The sequence below is a fragment of the Archangium sp. genome (assembly GCF_036389735.1).
In the GTDB taxonomy this organism is placed as follows: Bacteria; Myxococcota; Myxococcia; order Myxococcales; family Myxococcaceae; genus Archangium.
In genome coordinates, this window is sequence record NZ_DASVWK010000459.1 from 1 (window position 1) to 19,073 (window position 19,073).

The 19,073-nt window shown below is 70.2% G+C and carries 22 protein-coding genes; 14 read left to right on the top strand and 8 right to left on the bottom strand.

Translation table 11 applies throughout. The annotated features are described in order from the left end of the window. Positions 1–22: 22 nt before the first annotated feature. The 4 genes from VF794_RS16320 to VF794_RS16335 form a co-directional block, all read right to left on the bottom strand. Complete coding sequence (locus VF794_RS16320; RefSeq protein ID WP_331111422.1) at positions 23–430, bottom strand: hypothetical protein; 408 nt, start codon at positions 428–430, stop codon at positions 23–25. A gap of 10 nt (positions 431–440) precedes the next feature. Then, positions 441–935 (bottom strand): helix-turn-helix transcriptional regulator, encoded by a 495-nt coding sequence (locus tag VF794_RS16325; protein WP_331111424.1) that lies wholly within the window; start codon positions 933–935, stop codon positions 441–443. A 184-nt stretch (positions 936–1,119) separates the two neighbouring features. Continuing rightward, complete coding sequence (locus tag VF794_RS16330) at positions 1,120–1,542, bottom strand: hypothetical protein (RefSeq protein WP_331111426.1); 423 nt, start codon at positions 1,540–1,542, stop codon at positions 1,120–1,122. Between the two features lie 16 nt (positions 1,543–1,558). Continuing rightward, entirely contained in the window at positions 1,559–2,341 is a 783-nt protein-coding gene (locus tag VF794_RS16335; RefSeq protein WP_331111427.1) for an alpha/beta hydrolase, read from the bottom strand. A gap of 300 nt (positions 2,342–2,641) precedes the next feature. Here VF794_RS16335 and VF794_RS16340 point away from each other — a divergent pair, with 300 nt between their 5' ends. Next, entirely contained in the window at positions 2,642–5,026 is a 2,385-nt protein-coding gene (locus tag VF794_RS16340; protein WP_331111429.1) for an isoamylase, read from the top strand. A gap of 19 nt (positions 5,027–5,045) precedes the next feature. On the opposite strand, the gene VF794_RS16345 is transcribed toward VF794_RS16340, so the two are convergent. Beyond that, positions 5,046–6,362, bottom strand: a complete 1,317-nt coding sequence (locus VF794_RS16345) for a DUF4032 domain-containing protein (RefSeq protein WP_331111431.1) — start codon at positions 6,360–6,362, stop codon at positions 5,046–5,048. Between the two features lie 43 nt (positions 6,363–6,405). Here VF794_RS16345 and VF794_RS16350 point away from each other — a divergent pair, with 43 nt between their 5' ends. From VF794_RS16350 to VF794_RS16365, 4 genes are read left to right on the top strand one after another with little or no spacing between them, the layout of a single operon-like run. Further along, on the top strand, positions 6,406–7,167 hold the full coding sequence (locus tag VF794_RS16350; protein ID WP_331111433.1) for an SDR family oxidoreductase: 762 nt from the start codon (positions 6,406–6,408) through the stop codon (positions 7,165–7,167). Positions 7,168–7,174: 7 nt separating this feature from the next. Further along, a complete protein-coding gene (locus tag VF794_RS16355; RefSeq protein ID WP_331111435.1) occupies positions 7,175–7,864 on the top strand; it encodes an SAM-dependent methyltransferase in 690 nt (229 codons plus the stop codon). A 13-nt stretch (positions 7,865–7,877) separates the two neighbouring features. Continuing rightward, positions 7,878–8,210, top strand: coding sequence for a MazG nucleotide pyrophosphohydrolase domain-containing protein (locus tag VF794_RS16360; RefSeq protein ID WP_331111437.1), 333 nt, complete (start codon positions 7,878–7,880; stop codon positions 8,208–8,210). Continuing rightward, complete coding sequence (locus VF794_RS16365; protein WP_331111439.1) at positions 8,207–8,944, top strand: 2OG-Fe dioxygenase family protein; 738 nt, start codon at positions 8,207–8,209, stop codon at positions 8,942–8,944. The genes VF794_RS16360 and VF794_RS16365 overlap by 4 nt, the downstream gene beginning before the upstream one ends. A 62-nt stretch (positions 8,945–9,006) precedes the next feature. On the opposite strand, the gene VF794_RS16370 is transcribed toward VF794_RS16365, so the two are convergent. From VF794_RS16370 to VF794_RS16380, 3 genes are read right to left on the bottom strand one after another with little or no spacing between them, the layout of a single operon-like run. Further along, on the bottom strand, positions 9,007–9,855 hold the full coding sequence (locus tag VF794_RS16370) for an SDR family NAD(P)-dependent oxidoreductase (protein ID WP_331111441.1): 849 nt from the start codon (positions 9,853–9,855) through the stop codon (positions 9,007–9,009). A gap of 18 nt (positions 9,856–9,873) precedes the next feature. Then, the gene (locus VF794_RS16375) at positions 9,874–10,773 is read right to left on the bottom strand and encodes an alpha/beta hydrolase (protein ID WP_331111443.1); all 900 of its coding nucleotides are present in this window, start codon (positions 10,771–10,773) and stop codon (positions 9,874–9,876) included. Next, the gene (locus VF794_RS16380; protein WP_331111445.1) at positions 10,770–11,672 is read right to left on the bottom strand and encodes a halocarboxylic acid dehydrogenase DehI family protein; all 903 of its coding nucleotides are present in this window, start codon (positions 11,670–11,672) and stop codon (positions 10,770–10,772) included. Before VF794_RS16380 ends, VF794_RS16375 begins: the two co-directional genes overlap by 4 nt. Positions 11,673–11,911: 239 nt before the next feature. Here VF794_RS16380 and VF794_RS16385 point away from each other — a divergent pair, with 239 nt between their 5' ends. From VF794_RS16385 to VF794_RS16425, 9 genes are all read left to right on the top strand, one after another. Continuing rightward, on the top strand, positions 11,912–12,793 hold the full coding sequence (locus tag VF794_RS16385) for a Dyp-type peroxidase (protein ID WP_331111446.1): 882 nt from the start codon (positions 11,912–11,914) through the stop codon (positions 12,791–12,793). After that, positions 12,790–13,176: a hypothetical protein gene (locus VF794_RS16390; RefSeq protein ID WP_331111448.1), complete on the top strand. Its 387-nt coding sequence runs from the start codon at positions 12,790–12,792 to the stop codon at positions 13,174–13,176. The genes VF794_RS16385 and VF794_RS16390 overlap by 4 nt, the downstream gene beginning before the upstream one ends. Further along, a complete protein-coding gene (locus VF794_RS16395; protein WP_331111450.1) occupies positions 13,173–13,487 on the top strand; it encodes a hypothetical protein in 315 nt (104 codons plus the stop codon). Before VF794_RS16390 ends, VF794_RS16395 begins: the two co-directional genes overlap by 4 nt. Further along, a complete protein-coding gene (locus VF794_RS16400; protein ID WP_331111452.1) occupies positions 13,484–14,833 on the top strand; it encodes a HAMP domain-containing sensor histidine kinase in 1,350 nt (449 codons plus the stop codon). The genes VF794_RS16395 and VF794_RS16400 overlap by 4 nt, the downstream gene beginning before the upstream one ends. Further along, on the top strand, positions 14,830–15,555 hold the full coding sequence (locus VF794_RS16405; protein WP_331111454.1) for a hypothetical protein: 726 nt from the start codon (positions 14,830–14,832) through the stop codon (positions 15,553–15,555). The genes VF794_RS16400 and VF794_RS16405 overlap by 4 nt, the downstream gene beginning before the upstream one ends. Positions 15,556–15,661: 106 nt before the next feature. Next, on the top strand, positions 15,662–16,123 hold the full coding sequence (locus tag VF794_RS16410; RefSeq protein WP_331111456.1) for a hypothetical protein: 462 nt from the start codon (positions 15,662–15,664) through the stop codon (positions 16,121–16,123). 101 nt (positions 16,124–16,224) lie between these two features. Beyond that, positions 16,225–17,337, top strand: coding sequence for a Gfo/Idh/MocA family oxidoreductase (locus VF794_RS16415; protein WP_331111458.1), 1,113 nt, complete (start codon positions 16,225–16,227; stop codon positions 17,335–17,337). 52 nt (positions 17,338–17,389) lie between these two features. Next, positions 17,390–18,160 carry a hypothetical protein gene (locus VF794_RS16420; protein ID WP_331111460.1) on the top strand — a complete coding sequence of 257 codons (771 nt, stop codon included), beginning with the start codon at positions 17,390–17,392 and terminating at the stop codon, positions 18,158–18,160. A 106-nt stretch (positions 18,161–18,266) separates the two neighbouring features. Then, positions 18,267–19,073, top strand: an 807-nt coding sequence (locus tag VF794_RS16425; protein ID WP_331111462.1) for a histidine kinase dimerization/phospho-acceptor domain-containing protein, incomplete at its 3' end; no start/stop codon positions are given.

Sequence of the window (19,073 nt, forward strand, 5' to 3'; positions counted from 1 at the left end):
AACCATTGGACCAGTCGCGCACCTAGGACGCGGCGGGGTGGCAGGACACCGCCAGCGGCAGCCCCAGCTCGGCGAGTGCCGCCAGCTCCTCCGGGGGGAGGACGAAGTCGCACGTCTTCTCGTAGGCGACCACCAGGTAGAGGGAAACCTCGGTGGCCCCGGCGACCCGGAGCGCCGGCAGTCGCGCCTGGAGCGCCCGCAGCGGCTCCACCGCGGAGGCCCCCGGCCCCAGGTCCTCATCGAAGAGCACCAGCATCGCGCTGCCGTAGGGCAGGGCCTCCCCCGCGTACCGCCCCGAGGGTGCCACCTCGCCAGGCTCGTTGGCGTCGACCAGGAGGAGCCCGGTGCGCGCCTCGGCGAGCGACGGGGAGAAGGCGTCTCCCCGCAGGAGGCAGTACAGGAAGCGGCGGCTCATTGCCCGAGGGCCCATCGGGCGCACCTCACCCCAGGTCCACCACGAGCGCCAGGGGGGTGCCCCGGCGCAGGAGGAGGAGCGGAAGGACCTCCGTCACGGGGAGCCTGGAGGCCGCCGCGAGCAGATTCCAGGGGTCATGCGATGCGAAGGGGTACACCTGGGAAGGCAGGGAGAAGATGGGGTGCGGGGGTTCGCGGGGGCTGGAGCGAGGGCGCCGGGTGCTCGCGCGCGCCGGACGCCTGCGCCGGGGAGGCCGGATGGCCCGCTCCACCGCCGCCGCGCAGTCCGGGCCCAGCAGGGAGTCCAGGGAGACGCACAGCACCTGACGGAGCTTGCGCAGGGTGGACACCCCGGGAGCCATGCGCCCTCGTTCCAGCCGACGGTAGGTGGAGGTGGCCAGACCGAGACGTTGGGCCATGTCCTCCTGGGTGAGTGCCGCGCCATGCCGGGCGGTGCGGAGGCCCTCCCCGAGAACCTGGGCCAACCGCTTGCGGACGTGGGGAGGGAGGTGACCTGGCATGGTGGCTCAAACCCTAGCGACTCGCGACGTCAAGTCAACCCAGAATCCCATTTCAGCGGTCAGTTGTTTCACTCCCGCCGTTTCAGGTAGGGTTGAAGACGTCACCTCCCCGACTCGGCCTTCCAGCGCCCACCGGGGGGTTCCTGGGAGGACCGCGGCTACGAGGGGTTCGCCGGGGTGTGACTCAGCCGACCTTCTTGCCGGCCAGGGAGGGCCGACCCGCCGCCTCGGCCCTGCGGTCCGCGAGCAGCGCCTGGAGGGCCTCCTCGCGAGACTTGTAGATGTTCGTCGCCGCGCCGTTGATGGTGCCACTGGTGGCGACGAACATCTTCGTCATCTCGTCGCCGCCGAAGCGGAAGGAGCGCTTGGTGAAGCGCGCCAGCACCTCCGCGCGCTCACGCCCGAAGACCCGGCCCGCCGTGTACTTCACCACGAGCCCATCCAGGTTGATGAGCAGGTCCACCTTGGAGGGATAGCGCGACAGGGCCCCCTCCACCTCGGTGCGCCAGCGCGCCACGTCCAACGCGTTGTTGAGGATGCAGTCCTGGAAGGACGCCGTGACGACTTTGTGCACCTCGTCGTAGTCGAAGGACATCTTCCACGCCATGGTGGCTCCCTCCGGACTACCGACCCAGACCCGCCAGGAAGGACGTGAGCAGCGCGGCTGTCTCGGCGGGACGCTCCACCGCCGGGTAGTGCCCCGGCCCCGGCAGGTACGCCAGGCGCGCGTTGCGGATGGGGTTGACCACCTTCTCGCGCAGGAAGGCCGGTGGCAGGAAGGGGTCGTCCGTGGCCACCACCAGCGTGGGCGCGGTGATGGAGGCCAGCTTCGCCTCGAAGCCACCGCCCGTCCACGCGTCGAAGCCGCTCTCGATGGCGGCCTTGCCCACCGCGCCCGCGTCCTTCAGCAGCCGCTCCAGCGACGCCTCCGAGAGCTGCTTGCACGCCAGCCCGAGGATGATCTTCTGCTTCTCGCGATCTCCCGCCGAGGTGCGGAACAGCCCCACGGCATCGGGCGGCAGCTGCATGCCCGAGGCGGGCACCGTGTTGATGAGCATCAGCCCCTCCACGCGCGAGGGCTCCTGCGCCGCCACCCACTGGGCCAGCTGCCCGCCCATGCTGTGGCCCACCACGGTGAAGCGCTCGAGGCCCGCGTGGTCCGCCACGGCCAGCACGTCGCGCGCGTGCTGCTCGAGCGTGTAGCCGCTCGTGGCCATTCCAGACTGGCCCGTGCCGCGCAGATCCGGAATCACCAGTCGCAGCCCGGTCTGGTCCAGCGTCTCCACCAGATCGTTGAACACCGCGCCGGACATCATCCACCCGTGCACGAGCAGCACGTTGCGCGGCCCGTCTCCGATGACGCGATAGTGGAGCGGCGTCTGATCGCTGGAAGCAACAGTCGGCATGAGAAGGCTCTCCTCGCAGGGGGGTTCCGCGGCGGGGGGCGGCCACGGTGAGGCACAGCGTCAGGCGGGGATACTAGACGAACTTTCCGGCTCGAATGTAGTCCGTGCCCCAACGGTACCAGCCCACACTGTAGGCGCCTGCTCAAAAACCCGCAGAACGTTACAGCCAGGGTGAGTCCCGTCCACCCCGGATTGACTCCCAAGCCGGAAAGGTGGTGAGAGGTAGGGCAGGCGGGCGAGCGCGGGGCCGCCGCCGATCATCCGTACCCTCCTTTCCCCACCCCGCGCTGGGAGTCATCCATGAAGCTTGCAACCGGAAGCCGCCGCCCCTGGCGCGCCCTGCTCACCGCGGGCCTCCTCGCCCTGCCGCTCGCCTCGTGCGGCCCCGCGCAGGAGCCGCGGCAACTCGAGGCCATCGAAGGCGGCCAGGAGGCCGTGGGCACCCAGCAGCAGGGCGCCATCACCTGGACGCTCGGCGCCCAGTACGACTCGACGAAGACCAACATCAACTTCAACGTCTACTCGGCGCGCGCCACCCGCATCGAGCTCTACATCTACAAGACGGCGAACGGCGCGCAGGAAGCCGTCAAGTACGTGATGACGAAGAACACGACCACCAACGTGTGGTCGAAGTCGGTCGCCGTCTCCACGCTCCAGACGACGTACGGCATCACCGGCCCGGTGTACTACGGCTACCGCGCCTGGGGTCCGAACTGGCCCTACAACACGAGTTGGGTGAAGGGCTCCAGCGCGGGCTTCATCTCCGACGTGGACGCCAGCGGCAACCGCTTCAACCCGAACAAGCTGCTGGTGGACCCGTACGCGCTGGAGATCAGCCACGACCCCACCAACCCCAGCAACACGGACGGCACCCTCTACGCCACCGGCGCCACCCACCGGCTCAAGGACAGCGGCGCCTGGGCCCCCAAGGGCATCGTGCTGGCGCCGGACACCACGCTGATCGGCACCAAGCCCACGCGCCCCCTCAAGGATGACGTCATCTACGAGGTGCACCTGCGCGGCCTGACCCAGGGCGACGCGAGCATCACCTCCTGCCGCGGCACCTACGCGGGCGCGGCGCAGAAGGCCGCGTCGCTGGCGGCGCTCGGCGTCACCGCGGTGGAGTTCCTCCCGCTGCAGGAGACGGACAACGACGACAACGACGTCAACGCCACCAGCACCACGGACGACAACTACTGGGGGTACATGACCCTCAACTTCTTCTCGCCGGACCGGCGCTACGCCTGCGACAAGAGCGCGGGCGGCCCCACGCGCGAGTTCAAGTCGATGGTGAAGGCCTTCCACGACAACGGCATCAAGGTCTTCATCGACGTGGTCTACAACCACACGGGTGAGGGCGGCGCGTGGAGCAGCACGGACAAGACCACGTACAACGTCTTCACGTTCCGCGGCCTGGACAACCCCACGTACTACAGCCTGACCAGCGACATGCAGAACAGCTGGGACAACACGGGCGTGGGCGGCAACTTCAACACCTTCAACCCGGTGGCGCAGGACCTCATCGTCCACTCGCTGAAGTACTGGAAGGACGAGCTGGGCGTGGACGGGTTCCGCTTCGACCTGGCCTCGGTGCTCGGCAACACCTGCCAGCACGGGTGCTTCAACTACGACAAGCTGAACACCGGCACGGCGCTCAACCGCGTCTGGCGTGACCTGGCCCCGCGGCCGGCCACCGGGGGCACCGGCGCGGACCTCATCGCCGAGCCGTGGGCCATTGGCGGCAACAGCTACCAGGTGGGCAACTTCCCCGCCGGCTGGTCCGAGTGGAACGGCTACTACCGCGACACCTTCCGCAAGGACCAGAACCAGCTGGGCTCGGCGACGGTGACGCCGGGCGAGCTGGCCTCGCGCTTCGCGGGCTCCTCGGACCTGTACTCGGATGACGGCCGCAAGCCGTTCAACTCCATCAACTTCCTGGTGGCCCACGACGGCTTCACCCTGAAGGACCTCTACAGCTACAACACCAAGAACAACCTCCAGGCGTGGCCCTACGGCCCGTCGGATGGCGGCGAGGACCACAACATCAGCTGGGACCAGGGCGGCATCGCCGCGGACCAGCGCAAGGCGGCGCGCAACGGCTTCGCCTTCCTGATGCTCAGCGCCGGCACGCCGATGTTCAACGGCGGTGACGAGTTCCTGCGCACCCAGTACGGCAACAACAACGCGTACAACCTGGACTCGAGCGCCAACTGGCTGAACTACTCGCTGTCCGTCGACCAGCAGAACTTCAAGGCGTTCGCCCAGCGCCTCATCGCCTTCCGCAAGGCGCACCCGGCGCTGCGTCCCGCCAACTTCTTCAGCGGCGTGGACAACAACGGCAACGTGATGGAGCAGATGCGCTGGTTCCAGCCGAGCGGCGCCGTGGCCGACTCCGCGTACATGACCAACGCGGGCAACCACGCGCTGGCCTACCGCATCGACGGCACCGAGCTCGGTGACACGGCGAGCGCCATCTACGTGGCCTACAACGGCTGGAGTGGGGCGGTGAACTTCTCGCTGCCGTGGCCGGGCACCGGCAAGAGCTGGTACCGCGTGACGGACACCTGCCCCTGGGCCGAGGGCGCCAGCCAGGTGGCGAGCCCCGGCTCCGAGACCTTCATCGGCGGCGAGGGCTACAGCTACGGCGTGTGCGGCCGCGGCCTGCTGCTGCTGATCGCCAGGTAGTCCGCTGAGACAAGGTGGTTCATTCGCGGGGCGCGGTGCCAGTGGGGGCCGCGCCCCGTGGTGTTTCCGGAGTGGCCGCCACGGGGGGCAGCGGCGTGCTCGCCGAGCGCAGCAGGGCGAGGGCGGGCTGCTCGCGGCGCAGCGCCACGTACTCCTTCATCGCCACCTTCAGGCCCACGTCCCGCTTCGCCCGCTCCGACAGGAACCACTTGTGTTCCAGCACCTGGCAGTAGAGTTCGGCCTCGTCCGCCGGCGGCCCGAGCTCCTTCTGCACCACGCTCAACGTCGGCCGGAAGCGCTCGTCCAGCCAGCGGTACGCCGCCACGCTCAAGGGTACGCTCCGGTTCAGCTCGCGCGTCAGCGTGGCCTTCAGCTCGCGCACCTCGTTGAGCAGCAGCGCCGCCTGCCGCTCCTCCGCCACCACTCCCGTCAGGTTGTGGAGCTGGTGCCGGTGGTACTCGCGGTCCGTCACGATGGTCCGCATCCGAAGCTGGCTCCCGTCCCCGCTCGCCACCAGGTCCACCTCGCTCACCGAGAAGCCCAGCTCGTTGAGCGCGCGAATCCGCTCGTGGATGCGGTAGCTCTCCCCCGGGGTGATGGAGATCTCCTTGTGGGTCTCCGTCCACAGCCGCTCGTAGCGCTGGCGGATGCTCGGGCCCGTCGCGTAGACGTCGAGCGTCGGCGGCAGCTCCACCATCGCCGCCAGGTCCGCGAGCCCCCCGGTGATGTTCTCCTCCATGATGATCAGATCCAACTCGCGCTGGCCGTCCGAGAGCTTCGGGTGCAGCTCCGAGGTCTCCGCGTCCACCGCGTACGCCTGGAGCTCGCCCGCGTCGCGGCGGAAGAGGACGTTGGACAAGGAGCAGTCGCCCCAGAAGAAGCCGCCCAGGTGCAGCCGCACGAGCAGGCTCGCCATCGCGTCCAGGAGCCGCTCGCGGTAGCGCTCCAGGCCCTGGTTCATGAAGAGCACGCGGTAGGGCAGCGACGAGGCGAGGAACTCGGTGATGAGCACGCCCACCTCGTTGCCCGTCTCTCCCGGAGCCCGCACCCGGGCGAGCCCCACCGCCATCACGCCCGGCAGCCGGCGCTCCTCGAGCCCCCGCAGGTTCTCGTACTCGCGCTGGCCCACGCGCACCGACGTCTCCTTGAGCGCGTAGATGCCCGCGCCGTAGCTGACGAAGACGACCGTGTGTCGGGAGAGGCCTCGGGGCATCTCCACCAGGCGCGAGCACACCTCCGGGTTCCACTTCTCCAGGGGCAGGTTCCAGGGCAGGTCCAGGAAGTCCGGGTGTCCCTGGCGGAGGTGCAGCGCGTTGAGTCCACGGGCCGAGGTCATTGGAGGGCCATCCTAGCTGGGAGCGCGTTAGAATCCGCGGCCCATGCATACCCTTCAAGGATGGACAGCCCTCGTCACCGGGGCCAGCGCCGGAATCGGCGAGGCCTGCGCCCTCGCGCTCGCCCAGGCGGGTGCCCGACTCGTGCTCGCGGGTCGCCGGGGCGACCGGCTCGAGGCCCTGGCGGCCAGACTCCACACGCCCGCGCACCCGCTCGTCCTCGACGTGCGCTCCCGCCAGGATGTCGAGGCCTCGCTCGCCTCGCTCCCCCCCGAGTTCGCCGACGTGGACCTCCTCGTCAACAACGCGGGCATCGGCCTGGGCCTGGAGCCCGCCCACGAGGCGTCGCTCGATGACTGGGAGACGATGATCGACACCAACTGCAAGGGGCTGCTCTACGTGACGCGCACCCTGCTGCCCGGCATGGTGCGGCGCAACCGCGGGCACATCGTCAACCTCGGCTCCATCGCCGCCACCTACCCCTACCCCGGTGGCAACGTGTACGGGGCCACCAAGGCCTTCGTGCACCAGTTCTCGCAGAACCTGAAGGCCGACCTCGTGGGCACACGCGTCCGGGTGACGGACGTACAGCCCGGCATGGTCGAGACCGACTTCTCGCTCATCCGCTTCAAGGGCGATGCCCAGCGCGCGAGCAAGGTCTACGAGGGCATGGAGGCGCTCACCGCGGCGGACATCGCGGACATCGTGGTGTGGTGCGTCTCGCGCCCGGCCCGGGTGAACATCAACGTGGTCGAGGTCATGCCGGCGGACCAGGGCTTCGGCCCCTTCAACGTCAAGCGGCGCTGAGCCTCGCGTGGAACAGACACCTCCCCAGGGCAATCGGACGGTTCACTGCGCGGACGCGCTGGCGTGGCTGGAGGCCCAGCCCGTGCTCGCCGGGTGCTCGCTCATCACCTCCATGCCCGACGTGTCCGAGTTCCCCTCGTTCACGCTGGCCGAGTGGAAGGAGTGGTTCGTCCGCACCGCCTCGCTCGTCCTCTCGCGCTGCCCAGACGACGGCGTCACCCTCTTCTACCAGACGGACATCAAGAAGGATGGGACGTGGGTGGACAAGGGTTACCTCGTGCAGAAGGCCGCAGAGCAATCGGGCCACGCGCTGCTGTGGCACAAGGTGGTGTGCCGCGCGCCGCCGGGCAGCGCCACCTTCGGGCGGCCCGCGTACTCGCACCTGCTGTGCTTCTCGCGGGGGATTCGCGCGGACCTCTCGAAGTCCACCGCCGATGTGCTCCCCCAAGCCGGCGAGGTGACGTGGACGCGCGGCATGGGCGTGCAGGCGTGTCTCGTCGCGTGCCGGTACGTGCTGGAGAACACTCCCACGCGCACCATCGTCGATCCGTTCTGCGGCCATGGCACGGTGCTCGCGGTGGCCAATGACCTCGGATTGGATGCGGTGGGCGTGGAGCTCAGCCGCAAGCGCGCGAAGAAGGCGCGGGCCCTGCGCATGCCCATTGGCGAGTCGGAGCCCGAGGAACCCGAGTCTTGAAAGGAACGACGACATGATCGAGCTGCCCGAGAAGCCGACGATGCAGGACTACCAGCGCTACATCCACGAGCTGGAGGCGATGCACGGCTGGCTGAAGCTGGACCTCGTCCACAACTGCTTCCTCATGGGCGAGGAGGTGGGGGAGCTGTTCAAGGCGGTGCGCAAGTACAACAAGCTGTATGACGAGGGACAGAGCACCCCGACCGAAAAGGCCCAGGCCCATGTCGGCGAGGAGCTCGTCGACGTCCTCAACTACCTGCTCGCCATCGCCAACCGCGTCGGCGTGGACCTGGAGCAGGCCTTCCGCGAGAAGAACGCGCGCAACCAGACGCGCACCTGGACATGAATCTCGCGCCCCCCGTCACGCCCCCCTCCGACGTCACCCGCGTCCTGCGCGAGCGCGGCTACGCCATCCTCAACCGCACGGGCCTGTGCGAGCTGGTGGGCGCCCCGGCCGCCGCGCTCGATGCGCTGCGCCCGACCTGGGACGGCCTCCCGCCCGACACCTATCTGCGAGATGGTGGCCGCTATCGCTCGCGCCGGCACTCGTGCTTCGTCGTCGAGGGCACGGCGGTCACTCCGGTGCCGCACCGGGCGCACTGGCAGCCGGTCGAATACAACGCACTGCACGGGGGGCTGGAACGCTGGTTCGAACCGATGACGCCGGCCGTGGTCGAGCAGCCTGTCTGGCCGCGACTGATTGCCGGCCTGGCCGCGTGCGGCTCTACGCTGAAGGGCTCACAGCCGTGGTTCGTCGAGGCGCACCAGTTCCGCATCGACACGACGGACGGCATCGGCCGACCGACGCCCGAGGGGGCACACCGCGACGGCGTGGACTTCGTCGCGGTGCTGCTCGTCGGGCGCGAGGGCATCAAGGGCGGCGAGACGCGCGTGTTCGAGGCCGCCGGTCCGCACGGCCTGCGCTTCACGCTGACGGAGCCGTGGTCCGCCCTGCTGCTCGACGACGAGCGCGTCATCCACGAGAGCACGCCCATCCAGCCGCTGGCCGAGCGGGGGTACCGGGACACCCTGGTGGTGACCTTCCGCGCGAAGGGCTTCCAGGGCCCCGCCGCCCCTTGAAAGAGCAAGCCCAGGGCAACTCTCTTCGCTCCGGCGGCTCCGGCCAGCAGGTCCTCTGAGTCTCAGGCCTTCGCCTGCTTGCGCTCGATGCGCTCGAAGACGCGCTTCTGGAGGAAGATGGTGCCTCGGGCGAACGCCTCCGGGGCCAGGCGCTTGAGCCGCCACGCCCACCGGCCATCCGCCATGGGCACCACGTAGAGGTCGTCGTTCTCCACGGCGCGCACGAGGGCACGCGCCACCACGTCCGGCGCCACCGAGGCCCCGTCCACCAGCTTCAGCGCCATCTTCTGGAGCCGCTGCCCCTCATCGCCCTCGGAGATGCGCGCCGAGGACGCGATGTTCGTCCGGAAGAACGTCGGGCACGCCACCGTCACCCCGATGCCCGCCGGCTTCAGCTCCGCCAGCAGCGTCTCCGACAGCGACACCACCGCCGACTTCGACACGTTGTACGCCGCCATGTACGCCGTGGAGATCAGCCCCGCCGCCGACGCGATGTTCAGGATGTGCCCACTGCCCTGCTTGCGCAGCAGCGGCACGAACGAGTGGCACCCGTGGATGACGCCCCACAGGTTCACGTCCAGCACGTGCTTCCAGTCCGCCAGGGTGAACTTGCCCACCTCGCCCGCGCACGCCACGCCCGCGTTGTTCACCACCAGGTCCAGACCGCCGAACGCCGCCGCGCTCTCGCGCGCCAGCGCCTCCACCTGCTCCGGCTTCGTCACGTCGCACGGCACCACCCGCGCCTCGCCGCCCGCCTCCTCCACCAGCCGTGCCGTCTCCCGCGCCGACGTCTCGTTCACGTCCGACACCACCACACGGGCTTTCCGGCGCGCCAGCTCCAGGCTCAGCGCCCGGCCCAGGCCGCTGCCAGCTCCAGTGATGACCACTCGGGGTCGCTCGGGAAGGCTCATCTCGTCGGTTCCTCCGCTTCAGGCGTCGTGCCTGGACGCGGCGGAGTATGCCTTAGACTCCAAGCCTCCCTCCATCTCCGGTCTCTCCTCCACCTCGAGGAACTCGTAGAGCGCCGTCATGACTTCGTGCGGCTGGTCCCACATCACGAAGTGTCTCGCGTGCTCCACCCGTACCAGCTTCGCTCCCGGTATCTCCCACGCCAGCCGCTCGCCCCACTTCACCGGCTGGAAGGTGTCCTCCACGCCCCACACCACCCGTGTGGGTACCGCCACGTGCGAAAGCCTCGGCACCAGCTCCAGCGTCTGGTTCGTGTCCAGCGCCGCCGCGTTCCGCACCAGGGACGTCTTCCCCACCTCCGTGGCGTACGGCGCCAGCAAGCCCTCCAGCAGCCCGTCCGGCGGGGTCGTCGCGAAGCCCGTCCGCTTCAAGGCCATTCGCAACGTCCGCTGTACCGCCTGCGCCGACAGTCTCCGCGCCACCGTCGGGTGCCCCAGCTGCACCATCATCTCGATGGGCCACGAGTCGAAGCAGATGCTGTTCATCAGGCACAGCCTCGACACCCGTTGTGGGAAGCGGATGGCGAGGTGCTGCGCGATGCCTCCGCCAATGTCGTGCCCCACCACCACCGCGTCCCTCACCCCCAGCCGGTCCATCCACGCATCCAGCGCCTCCGCCTGCCGTGAGATGGAGCGGTCGAAGCCCTCCCGCCGGTCCGAGAACCCGTACCCCAGCAGGTCCGGAATCAGCACCCGGTGCGTCATCGCCAGCGCCGACAGCAGCCCGCTCCACAGGAAGCCCCACGTAGGGATTCCATGCAGCAGCACCACCGGCGCTCCCCGCCCCTCGTCCACGTAGCTGATGAAGCGGTGGCCCAGCTCCACCACCCGCTGCCTCGCCTGGTACTCGCGCCAGTTCATCGCAGCTCCTCCATCGCCACCGCGTCCGTCACCAGCCGAGCCTCCGCCGGGAAGGGCAGCCGCCGCTCCAGGTCCCCCACGTCGCACACCAGCGTCGCCATCCCCAACACCAGCACCGGCAGCCTCCACTCGAGCTGGTCCGTCAGCCGCTGGAGGCTCTCCGCGTCCTCGTGCAGCCCCTCCACCCACTCCCGCGACAGCGCCACCTCGTAGGGCAGCTCCCGCGCCAGTCGCCGCGACGTCGACAGCAGCGCGTCACACGCCCGTCCCCACTCCTCTCCCTTCATCCTCGGCTCCAGCCGCGCCCACGCCGCCTCCAGGTACTCCGGCCACAGCGCCAGCGTCCGGAACTCCCCCGGCAGCGACGGCGGCCCCACCGTCGCGAGGATGCCCTCCAGGAGTCCTCGCACCCGCCTGTCCTCCGGCCGCTCCGACTCCCACTCCATCGCCATCATCCGCGCCGGAGCCCCCCGCTCGATGCGCTCCGCGCTCCCCCACGGTTGCCGCACCCCCACCCGTATGCCCTGGAGCGCCAGCTTCACCGCCGAGGTGAACACCAGCAGCTTCGGGTCCAGGTAGTGGTACAGCTCCAGCGCGCCCCGCACGTGGTAGCGCTGGCTCTCCCCCAGGTGCAACGCGCCCCACGCCCCCAGCGGCCCGAGGCGCTCGGCCACCTCCACCGCCTGGGCCCGCACCTCGTCCGCCGCCGACTCGAACGCCCGCGTCTCCGCGTTCGGCCCCATCGCCTCCCACATCGCCACCAGGAAGCGCTCGAAGCCCGCCCATGTGCGCACCGTCACGTCCACGCCCGTCACCCGCAGCACCTGCCGCATCTCGTGCAGCACCCGCTCCACGTCCCCGTGGGCCTCGCGCTCACTCACCTGCTTGGGCCTGACCATGCGCGCTCCACCTCCGGTCGGAAGATGGGGCACGGTCCACCGGGGGGCAGAAGAGCACGCCCCGTCGCCCGCTCCACTTCGAGGCGGGCGGCGCGTCCTTACAACGCTGTCATTCCACCGCTGAAGGCCCAGACCCCTCCGGGCTGCTTCGGGGAAGCCGTGAAAGCAACACAACCCCCGTGTGCGGTTTGACTTCGTGAGACCCCCTGGGTTCTCCTGACGACGGGGGGGGACATCCAATGCGGCCGCAGGAAGGGCTCTTTCATTCGCCTGGCACTTTCAGTGCCGTCCTTGTTCTGCGGCTCATCCGCGACGTGGCGCTCTCGCACCTGCGGGAGGTCGTCTCCTCCGTTCACGAGGAGCTGACCCCAGCCCACGGCCTGCACACGGTGCTCGGGCTGGAGCCCGCGCTCCTTCCCGAGGCCGCTCCGGCAGCGCCCGCGCTGCTGCCCCGCGAGGGCCCCACCGCCCGCTTTCCCTCCAGCCAGGCCCACGTGCTCGTCCAGGTGAGCGCCGAGCACCGCGAGCCCGTGCTGTGGGCCCTGCGGCGCACCCTCGCCCTCTCCAAGGGAGTGCTCGTCCTGGAGGAGGAGGTGCTCGGCGGACGCATCGGCGAGGGGCGTGATGCCTTCGGCTTCCGCGATGGGCTGCTGCGTCCCACCCGCGAGCACGTGCGGCGCACCGCCCTCGTCCCTTCCGGGTCACTGGCCGGTGCCTCGTGGCTGCTCTACCTGCGCTTCCAGCAGGATCTGGAGCGCTTCGGCCGCCTCAGGCCCGGGGCCCAGGAGCGCGTGGTGGGCCGCACCCGCGAAGGCGAGCCCCTGCACGACCTGCCCCAGGAGGCCCACGTCCTGCGAGCCCGCGCCTCCGGTGCCGGGGAGAACCAGCTCCTCATCCGCCGCGGCTTCCCCTTCCGCCACCACGGCGAGGAAGGCCTGGCCTTCGTCGCCGCCGCCGCCGACCCCGGCTCCTACGTGCGCTCCCTGGATGCGCTGCTGGGCACCCAGGGGGGACCGCCGGACGCCCTGCTCCGCTACGCCCTCGCGGTGGGCGGCGGCCTGTACCTCGCCCCCGCGCGCGACTGGTTCCAGCACACCTCCCTCCAGGAGAACCCCGCATGAAGATCCTCGTCCTGGATTGCAACGCCCAGGTGTCCCGCGGGCTGGAGCGCACCCTGCTCGTGCTCGGCCACGAGGTGCGCCGCCCCGCCTCCGCCTCCGAGGCCCGCGCGGCCCTCGAGGCCGACCCCGCCGTGGATGTCATCCTCTCCGCCCAGCACCTGGACGAGGGCGAGCGCGGCACCGATTTCCTCCGCTGGGCCGAGGCCCACGTCCCTCACGCGCGCCGCGTCCTCATCTCCGGCACGCACTGCCCTCCCGACTTCGTCGAGCAGCCCGGCAGGCAATGCTTCCAGGCCAAGCCCTTCGGCCGCCGGGAGCTGGAGGCACTGCTCTCATCTACACAACAGTCCGGCCGCGTGCCGGCGGAGGGAAGTGCCCGATGAGCTATAACGACATCCGTGGTCCTCGCGTGGTGGGGTTGAACGTGGCGTCCTCGCTCAGCGAGTACCTCATGCGCATCCAGGAGCTGGGCGCCGTGGAGGGCCCCGACGGCGCGTTGGTCATCAGCCCCGAGGTGATGCCGGTACTGGAGGCCATCCACCAGGTGCTGGCCGGAGGAACCGTGGAAGTGAAGGTTGTCCACCGGGGGAATCCGGATATCTTCAACGAGCTGAAGCGCCGGGTGGAGCAGGTGGGACGGGAGGCGAACGCCATCAACAAGGCGGCGGGCTTCTATCTGACAGCGACCCTATGACCCCTCCCTCCCGCTGGCGCCGCCTCGTCCAAGACGCGTTCAAACGCTGGGCGCGCTCGCAGGACGCACGGGAGGTGCTGGCGGCCGCGTCGCTCCAGGCCTGGCTGAGCTCGGCGGTGGTCATCCCGGCGGTGCTGGCGCTGGCGTCGTTCGCGCCGGGGGCCCAGGGCTTCTTCGCCCTGCCCTTCCTCCAGGCGTTGGCGTGCCTGCTGCCGTCGCTCGGGGTGGGCATCGCCTTCTCCCTGCTGCACCGGGGCCGGCAGCGCCTGGAGACGTGGGGGTGGTTGTGCCTGCTGCCGGGCATCGCCAGCCTGCACTTCTTCCTGGCCAGCCTCATGGCCCTGGCGACGATGCCGGGGGCCCTGGTGTTCGCGGCGGTGCTCATCTTCACCGCCGGCTACCACGGCCGGATGCACCGGGTGGCGCCCTCACAGCCCTTCGTCGCGCTGGGCACGGCGGTGGCGGTGGGGCTGGCGGCGCTGCTGGCCCGCACCGAGGCCCACCTGGCCCTCTTCGCCGTCCTGGGTCCCCTGGCCATCCTCCTGGAGCTGTACGCGGGCAGCTTCGCGCTGGAGCATGACCGGGCGCGCACCGAGACCGAGCAGCTCCGCGCCGCCGTGCAGGCGCAGCTGCTGGAGCAGCAGGAGCGCGACGTGGGCCGGCTGTCCCAGGCCATGGTTCAAATCCTCGGCTACAACCACGACATCAACAACACGCTGATGAGCGTGAGCGCCGCGGCGGACATGCTGGCCGTCATGGGCGTGCAGCGCAACGCGCTGCCGCGCTCCGAGTTCGAGGAACTGGTGCGCGAGGTGAACGAGGGCCTGGCGCGCATCCGCGACATGGTGGTGGAGATCCGGCAGAAGGGGCGGCGCTCGGTGAGCAGCGAGCCGGAGAACGTGGACCTCGTCCCGGTGCTGGAGTCGGTGCGCACGAGCCTGGGCTGGCGCTTCCCGGACGTGAACATCGAGTTGCAGGTGGAGGGCCCGGCGAACGCGCTGGTGCGCGGGGGCGTCACCACGATGCGGCGGGTGGTGGAGAACCTGGTGCTCAACGCGTGCGAGGGCAATGGCGCGCGGGGCGCCGCGAAGGTGGACATCACCGCGCGCACGGAGCCGTACAGTGGGAGGCTGGAGTTGCTCATCGCCGACGACGGTCCGGGCTTCGCGCCGGGCAGGCTGGAGGCCCCCATCGAGGGGCTGAGCACGACGAAGCCGCACGGCACGGGGCTGGGCCTGTACACCTCCGAGTGTCTCATCCGCGCGAGCGGCGGCACGCTGGAGCGGGGCAACCGGCCCATGGGAGGCGCGCAACTGCGCATCCTCCTGCCCCGGGCGCCGCGGTGAGCGCGGGCGCCGTCTTCCAGGAGGCCCTGCGCACGCTGCGGCGCCACGACCTGCCCGAGGAGGCCGAGCGGGACGTACTGGTGGCGCTGGAGGCGGGCCGTCCCGGGCCGCTGGCGCTGCTGTACGCGGCGGGGGTGGAGGCGGGGCTTGGCCGCGAGGTGTTGCTGCGACGCGCGGCGGGCCTCTTCTTCTGCGCGTGCGCGGCCAACCTCGCGGACGACCTGGCGGACGGGGAGTGCACCTATTACACGCGGCCCCAGCGGGTAGGGCCCGGGGTGCAGTTCGCGCTCCAGTCCCTGTGCTTCGCCACGCTGGCACGGGCGGAGGTGCCGGCCCCGGTGCTGGCGGAGGCGGCGAGCGCCATGGTGACGGCGGCGGGGCTCCAGGGGCTGGAGGTGCACACGTCCACGTGGACGGCACCGGGCTACCGGCGAGTCGCCGAGGGCATCGCCGGAAAGCAGTGGGCGCTGTACCTGCGGGTGCTGTGGGAGGGCACGGCGCTGGCCGAGCGGGCCCTGGCGGTGGGGCAGCACCTGGGCGTGGCGGCGCACGTGGCCGAGGACCTCCGCTCGGGGGACCGGCGCCTGCTCGGCATGTCGGAGGAGGACCGGCGCGAGGTGCTGGGCTGGGCACGCGAGGCGGCGGAGACGGTGCGCCGCGAGGGCCTCGCGAGCCTGGACGCGGTGCTGCGCACCGTGGAGCCGCTGCTCACCGCACGGTAGCCAGGCCCGGCGCCGCGAAACGACTTCGTCCGCCCGGAGGGCGGGCAGGCAAGCGATTCCCGTCGAGCATCCCCATCTTCCTTCCTCCAGCGAACCGGAGGAGCACATGGAGGCAGTCGCGGGGCTGAAGCCCGAGAAGTCCGGAGCCGTGGCATCCCGTCTCGCCGTGGCACAGGGCGTGTTCTACGTCGGCACCGGCGTGTGGCCCCTCGTCCACTTGCGCAGTTTCGAGGCGGTGACGGGCCCCAAGCGCGAGGGCTGGCTGGTGAAGACGGTGGGGGCCCTCATCGCCGTCGTCGGGGGCACGCTGCTGTCCGCCGGCCTGCGCCGCCGCGTCGGCCCCGAGCTCATGCTGCTGGCCGCCGGCAGCGCCGCCTCGCTCGCGGCGGTGGACCTGCGCTACTCGCCCCAGCGCATCTCGCCCGTCTACCTGTTGGATGCCTTCGCCGAGGGCGTGCTCCTCACCGGTTGGTGCGTGGCCGCGGCGAGCCTCTGGAAGCGCCGGAGCGCCCCGGTGCCGCCGCCCCGGTACACCTCTCCAGAAGACGCCGCCGGCTTCCCCACGTAGGACGGCGAACACACGCACCGTCCAGCAGGGGAAAGGTGGGTTGTGCGCGCCTGGAGTGATGCCGACCTTGCACGCCCAACGGCTACCCGGGAGGAACAGACATGGCGATTCGCAAGAAGGCGCGCAAGGTGGGTTACGCGGTGGTGGGACTCGGACACTTCGCGCAGGACGCGATCCTCCCCGCCTTCAAGAACGCGAAGAAGAACTCGCAACTGGTGGCGCTCGTCTCCGGTGACGCCCAGAAGCACCGGGTGCTGGGCAAGCGCTACAAGGTGCCCGTCTTCGGCTACGACCAGCTCGACCAGTGCCTCGCCATGCCCGAGGTGGACGCGGTCTACATCGCCCTGCCCAACTCGCTGCACGCCGAGTACGCGGTGCGCGCGGCACGGGCCGGAGCGCACGTGCTGTGCGAGAAGCCCATGGCCCTGGACGAGAACCAGTGCATGGAGATGATCCGCGCCGCCGAGGACAGCGACGTGAAGCTGATGACGGCCTACCGGCTGCACTTCGAGTCGGCCAACCTCGCGGCCATGGAGGCGGTGCGCAAGGGGAAGATTGGCGAGCCGCGCCTCTTCAGTTCCTCGTTCAGCTTCCAGATCCAGGCGCCCAACATCCGCGTGGACGCCGACACGGGCGGCGGGGTGGCTTGGGACATCGGCGTCTACTGCGTCAACGCCGCGCGCTACCTCTTCCGCTCGGAGCCGGAGGAGGTCTTCGCCTTCAGGGCCAAGGGCAAGGACGAGCGCTTCGCCGAGACGGAGGAGGCGGTGTCCGCGGTGCTGCGCTTCCCGGACGACAGGCTGGCCTCGTTCAACGTGAGCTTCGGCGCCGCGCCGACGTCCACCTACCAGCTCGTGGGCACCAAGGGCAGCGTCCGCCTGGAGAACGCCTACGAGTACAAGGGGAAGATGACCTTCGAGCTCCAGACGAAGGGCACGAAGAAGCGCACCCTGCCGGCGAGGGATCAGATCGCCCCGGAACTCACCTACTTCAGCGACTGCATCCTGAACGATCGGGAGGTCGAGCCCAGCGGCTGGGAGGGCCTGGCCGACGTGCGCATCATCCGCGCCATCTACGCGTCGGCGGAGTCGGGCCGGCCGGTGCGGCTGGAGCCCTTCGAGAAGCGCCAGCGGCCCACCCAGGAGCAGGAGCAGCGTCGCCCGCCCGTGAAGCCTCCCGAGCCGGTCAACGCGACATCGCCCATGGGCGAGTAGGGCGGAATGCGTCCTTCCGCCAGCGCGCGGCCTGGGGCATCGTGCGTCCCCCATGCCGCGCATGCTCACCCTGGTGGGTCTCCTGCTGTCGCTCCTACCTGTCCAGGCACGGGCGGGCTCCGCGCTCACGCCGGATGCGGACACCCTCGCCCGGCGCCTGGGTGAGACGACGTGGGGAATGGAGGACCTCTTCACCGGCAAGGTGTCCGAGGTGACCGTTACCCTGCGCATGGAGGAGCTCGACTCGGACGGCAACGTGAAGCACACCCAGGAGCGGGTGGATCGCGTCATGGTGAAGGACGGGCAGCAGCACCGCGAGCTCCTCCAGGCGCGCAAGGACGGCCAGGACGCCACCGAGGCCCTGCGCAAGGACCTCGAGGAGCGCCAGCGCAAGGGCCAGGCGCAGACGCGCTTCGACTCGGTGAACCTGCCCTTCGCCGCCTCGCACCTGCCACGGCACCGCTTCTCCCTGGCGGGCCCGGATCCCAAGGAGCCCCACCGGCTGCGCCTGCGCTTCGAGCCCCGCGCCGACCCGTCCCCCTCCGTCCACAAGGGCGAGGCGCTCGTGGACCCCACCAGCGGCCAGCTCATCCGCTTGAGCTACAGCCCCTCGGAGCTGCCGGACATGGCCCACCGTGTCGACGTGCGCATGGACTTCCGCCCCCAGCCGGGCGTGGGCCAGGTGCTCGACACCCTCCACGTCGACGCCGAGGGCGGCTTCCTCTTCTACAAGAAGTACCTGCGCATCACCGCGCGCTACTCGAACCTGGTGCCCGCCCCCCACGCCACGAAGAGCGCGGACTCCACGGCCGCCACTCCCTAGTAAAGCCAGCCGCAGGTGACGCCATTCAGGGGACCCCGGCTTTACACGCCCCTCCCCTCTGTGATGGCCTTGAGCAGAACGTGGAGGGGGGACAATGGAGGGCCACATGGGCGTCGACCCGAATGCCAAAGTTCCCGCTACCGCACCCGCCACGGATACGACAGTCGACGAGCTGCTCACGTTGATCTCCCGGCTCTCGGCGAATGAGCCCCATGCCCGGTGTCGCGTCGGGGAGGGGCCTCTCGCCCCGGTGGCCGCGGCGCTCAACAACCTGGCGACCCACCTCTCGACGGGCCGCACGAAGGCGAGCGAGGCCTTCGGCATCCACGCCCTCGTCGCGCAGGCCCCGAACATGATGCTCGCCTGCGACCTCCAGGAGCAGATCCGCTTCATGAACTTCACCCTCCCGGGCTTCGTGATCGGGGAGGTGACGGGCTTGAGCGTCATGGACTTCATCACCCCGGAGGAGCAGCCGCGGGTGCGGGGCATCATCCAGAAGGTCATCGAGACCGGCGAGCCCGGAGGCTATGAAATCCGCTCGGTGGTCCAGCCCGGCCCCGAGTGGTACGCCGTGCGGGTGGGCCCCATCAAGGCGGGCCATGAAACGGTCGGCTTCACGATGATCCTCACGGACATCTCGGACCTCAAGCGGACCCAGTCCCGTCTGGAGAACTCCAACCGGGAGCTGGAGAGCTTCGCGTATGTCGCCTCGCACGACCTCCAGGAGCCGCTGCGGAAGATCCAGACCTTCGGCGAGCGCCTGAAGACGACGTCCGCCTCCGCACTGGGCCCCACGGGGCTCGACTACCTCAACCGGATGTACAACGCCGCGACCCGGATGCGCAGCCTCATCGATGACCTGCTGTCCTACGCGCGGGTATCGTCCCAGGCGCAACCCTTCGCGCGCGTGGAC

Excerpts from the sequence above, each read along its gene's own strand:
- VF794_RS16320 (WP_331111422.1), bottom strand. The coding sequence starts at position 430 with ATGGGCCCTCGGGCAATGAGCCGCCGCTTCCTGTACTGCCTCCTGCGG.
- VF794_RS16325 (WP_331111424.1), bottom strand. The coding sequence starts at position 935 with ATGCCAGGTCACCTCCCTCCCCACGTCCGCAAGCGGTTGGCCCAGGTT.
- VF794_RS16330 (WP_331111426.1), bottom strand. The coding sequence starts at position 1,542 with ATGGCGTGGAAGATGTCCTTCGACTACGACGAGGTGCACAAAGTCGTC.
- VF794_RS16335 (WP_331111427.1), bottom strand. The coding sequence starts at position 2,341 with ATGCCGACTGTTGCTTCCAGCGATCAGACGCCGCTCCACTATCGCGTC.
- VF794_RS16340 (WP_331111429.1), top strand. The coding sequence starts at position 2,642 with ATGAAGCTTGCAACCGGAAGCCGCCGCCCCTGGCGCGCCCTGCTCACC.
- VF794_RS16345 (WP_331111431.1), bottom strand. The coding sequence starts at position 6,362 with ATGACCTCGGCCCGTGGACTCAACGCGCTGCACCTCCGCCAGGGACAC.
- VF794_RS16350 (WP_331111433.1), top strand. The coding sequence starts at position 6,406 with ATGCATACCCTTCAAGGATGGACAGCCCTCGTCACCGGGGCCAGCGCC.
- VF794_RS16360 (WP_331111437.1), top strand. The coding sequence starts at position 7,878 with ATGATCGAGCTGCCCGAGAAGCCGACGATGCAGGACTACCAGCGCTAC.
- VF794_RS16365 (WP_331111439.1), top strand. The coding sequence starts at position 8,207 with ATGAATCTCGCGCCCCCCGTCACGCCCCCCTCCGACGTCACCCGCGTC.
- VF794_RS16370 (WP_331111441.1), bottom strand. The coding sequence starts at position 9,855 with ATGAGCCTTCCCGAGCGACCCCGAGTGGTCATCACTGGAGCTGGCAGC.
- VF794_RS16375 (WP_331111443.1), bottom strand. The coding sequence starts at position 10,773 with ATGAACTGGCGCGAGTACCAGGCGAGGCAGCGGGTGGTGGAGCTGGGC.
- VF794_RS16380 (WP_331111445.1), bottom strand. The coding sequence starts at position 11,672 with ATGGTCAGGCCCAAGCAGGTGAGTGAGCGCGAGGCCCACGGGGACGTG.
- VF794_RS16385 (WP_331111446.1), top strand. The coding sequence starts at position 11,912 with ATGCGGCCGCAGGAAGGGCTCTTTCATTCGCCTGGCACTTTCAGTGCC.
- VF794_RS16390 (WP_331111448.1), top strand. The coding sequence starts at position 12,790 with ATGAAGATCCTCGTCCTGGATTGCAACGCCCAGGTGTCCCGCGGGCTG.
- VF794_RS16395 (WP_331111450.1), top strand. The coding sequence starts at position 13,173 with ATGAGCTATAACGACATCCGTGGTCCTCGCGTGGTGGGGTTGAACGTG.
- VF794_RS16400 (WP_331111452.1), top strand. The coding sequence starts at position 13,484 with ATGACCCCTCCCTCCCGCTGGCGCCGCCTCGTCCAAGACGCGTTCAAA.
- VF794_RS16410 (WP_331111456.1), top strand. The coding sequence starts at position 15,662 with ATGGAGGCAGTCGCGGGGCTGAAGCCCGAGAAGTCCGGAGCCGTGGCA.
- VF794_RS16415 (WP_331111458.1), top strand. The coding sequence starts at position 16,225 with ATGGCGATTCGCAAGAAGGCGCGCAAGGTGGGTTACGCGGTGGTGGGA.
- VF794_RS16420 (WP_331111460.1), top strand. The coding sequence starts at position 17,390 with ATGCCGCGCATGCTCACCCTGGTGGGTCTCCTGCTGTCGCTCCTACCT.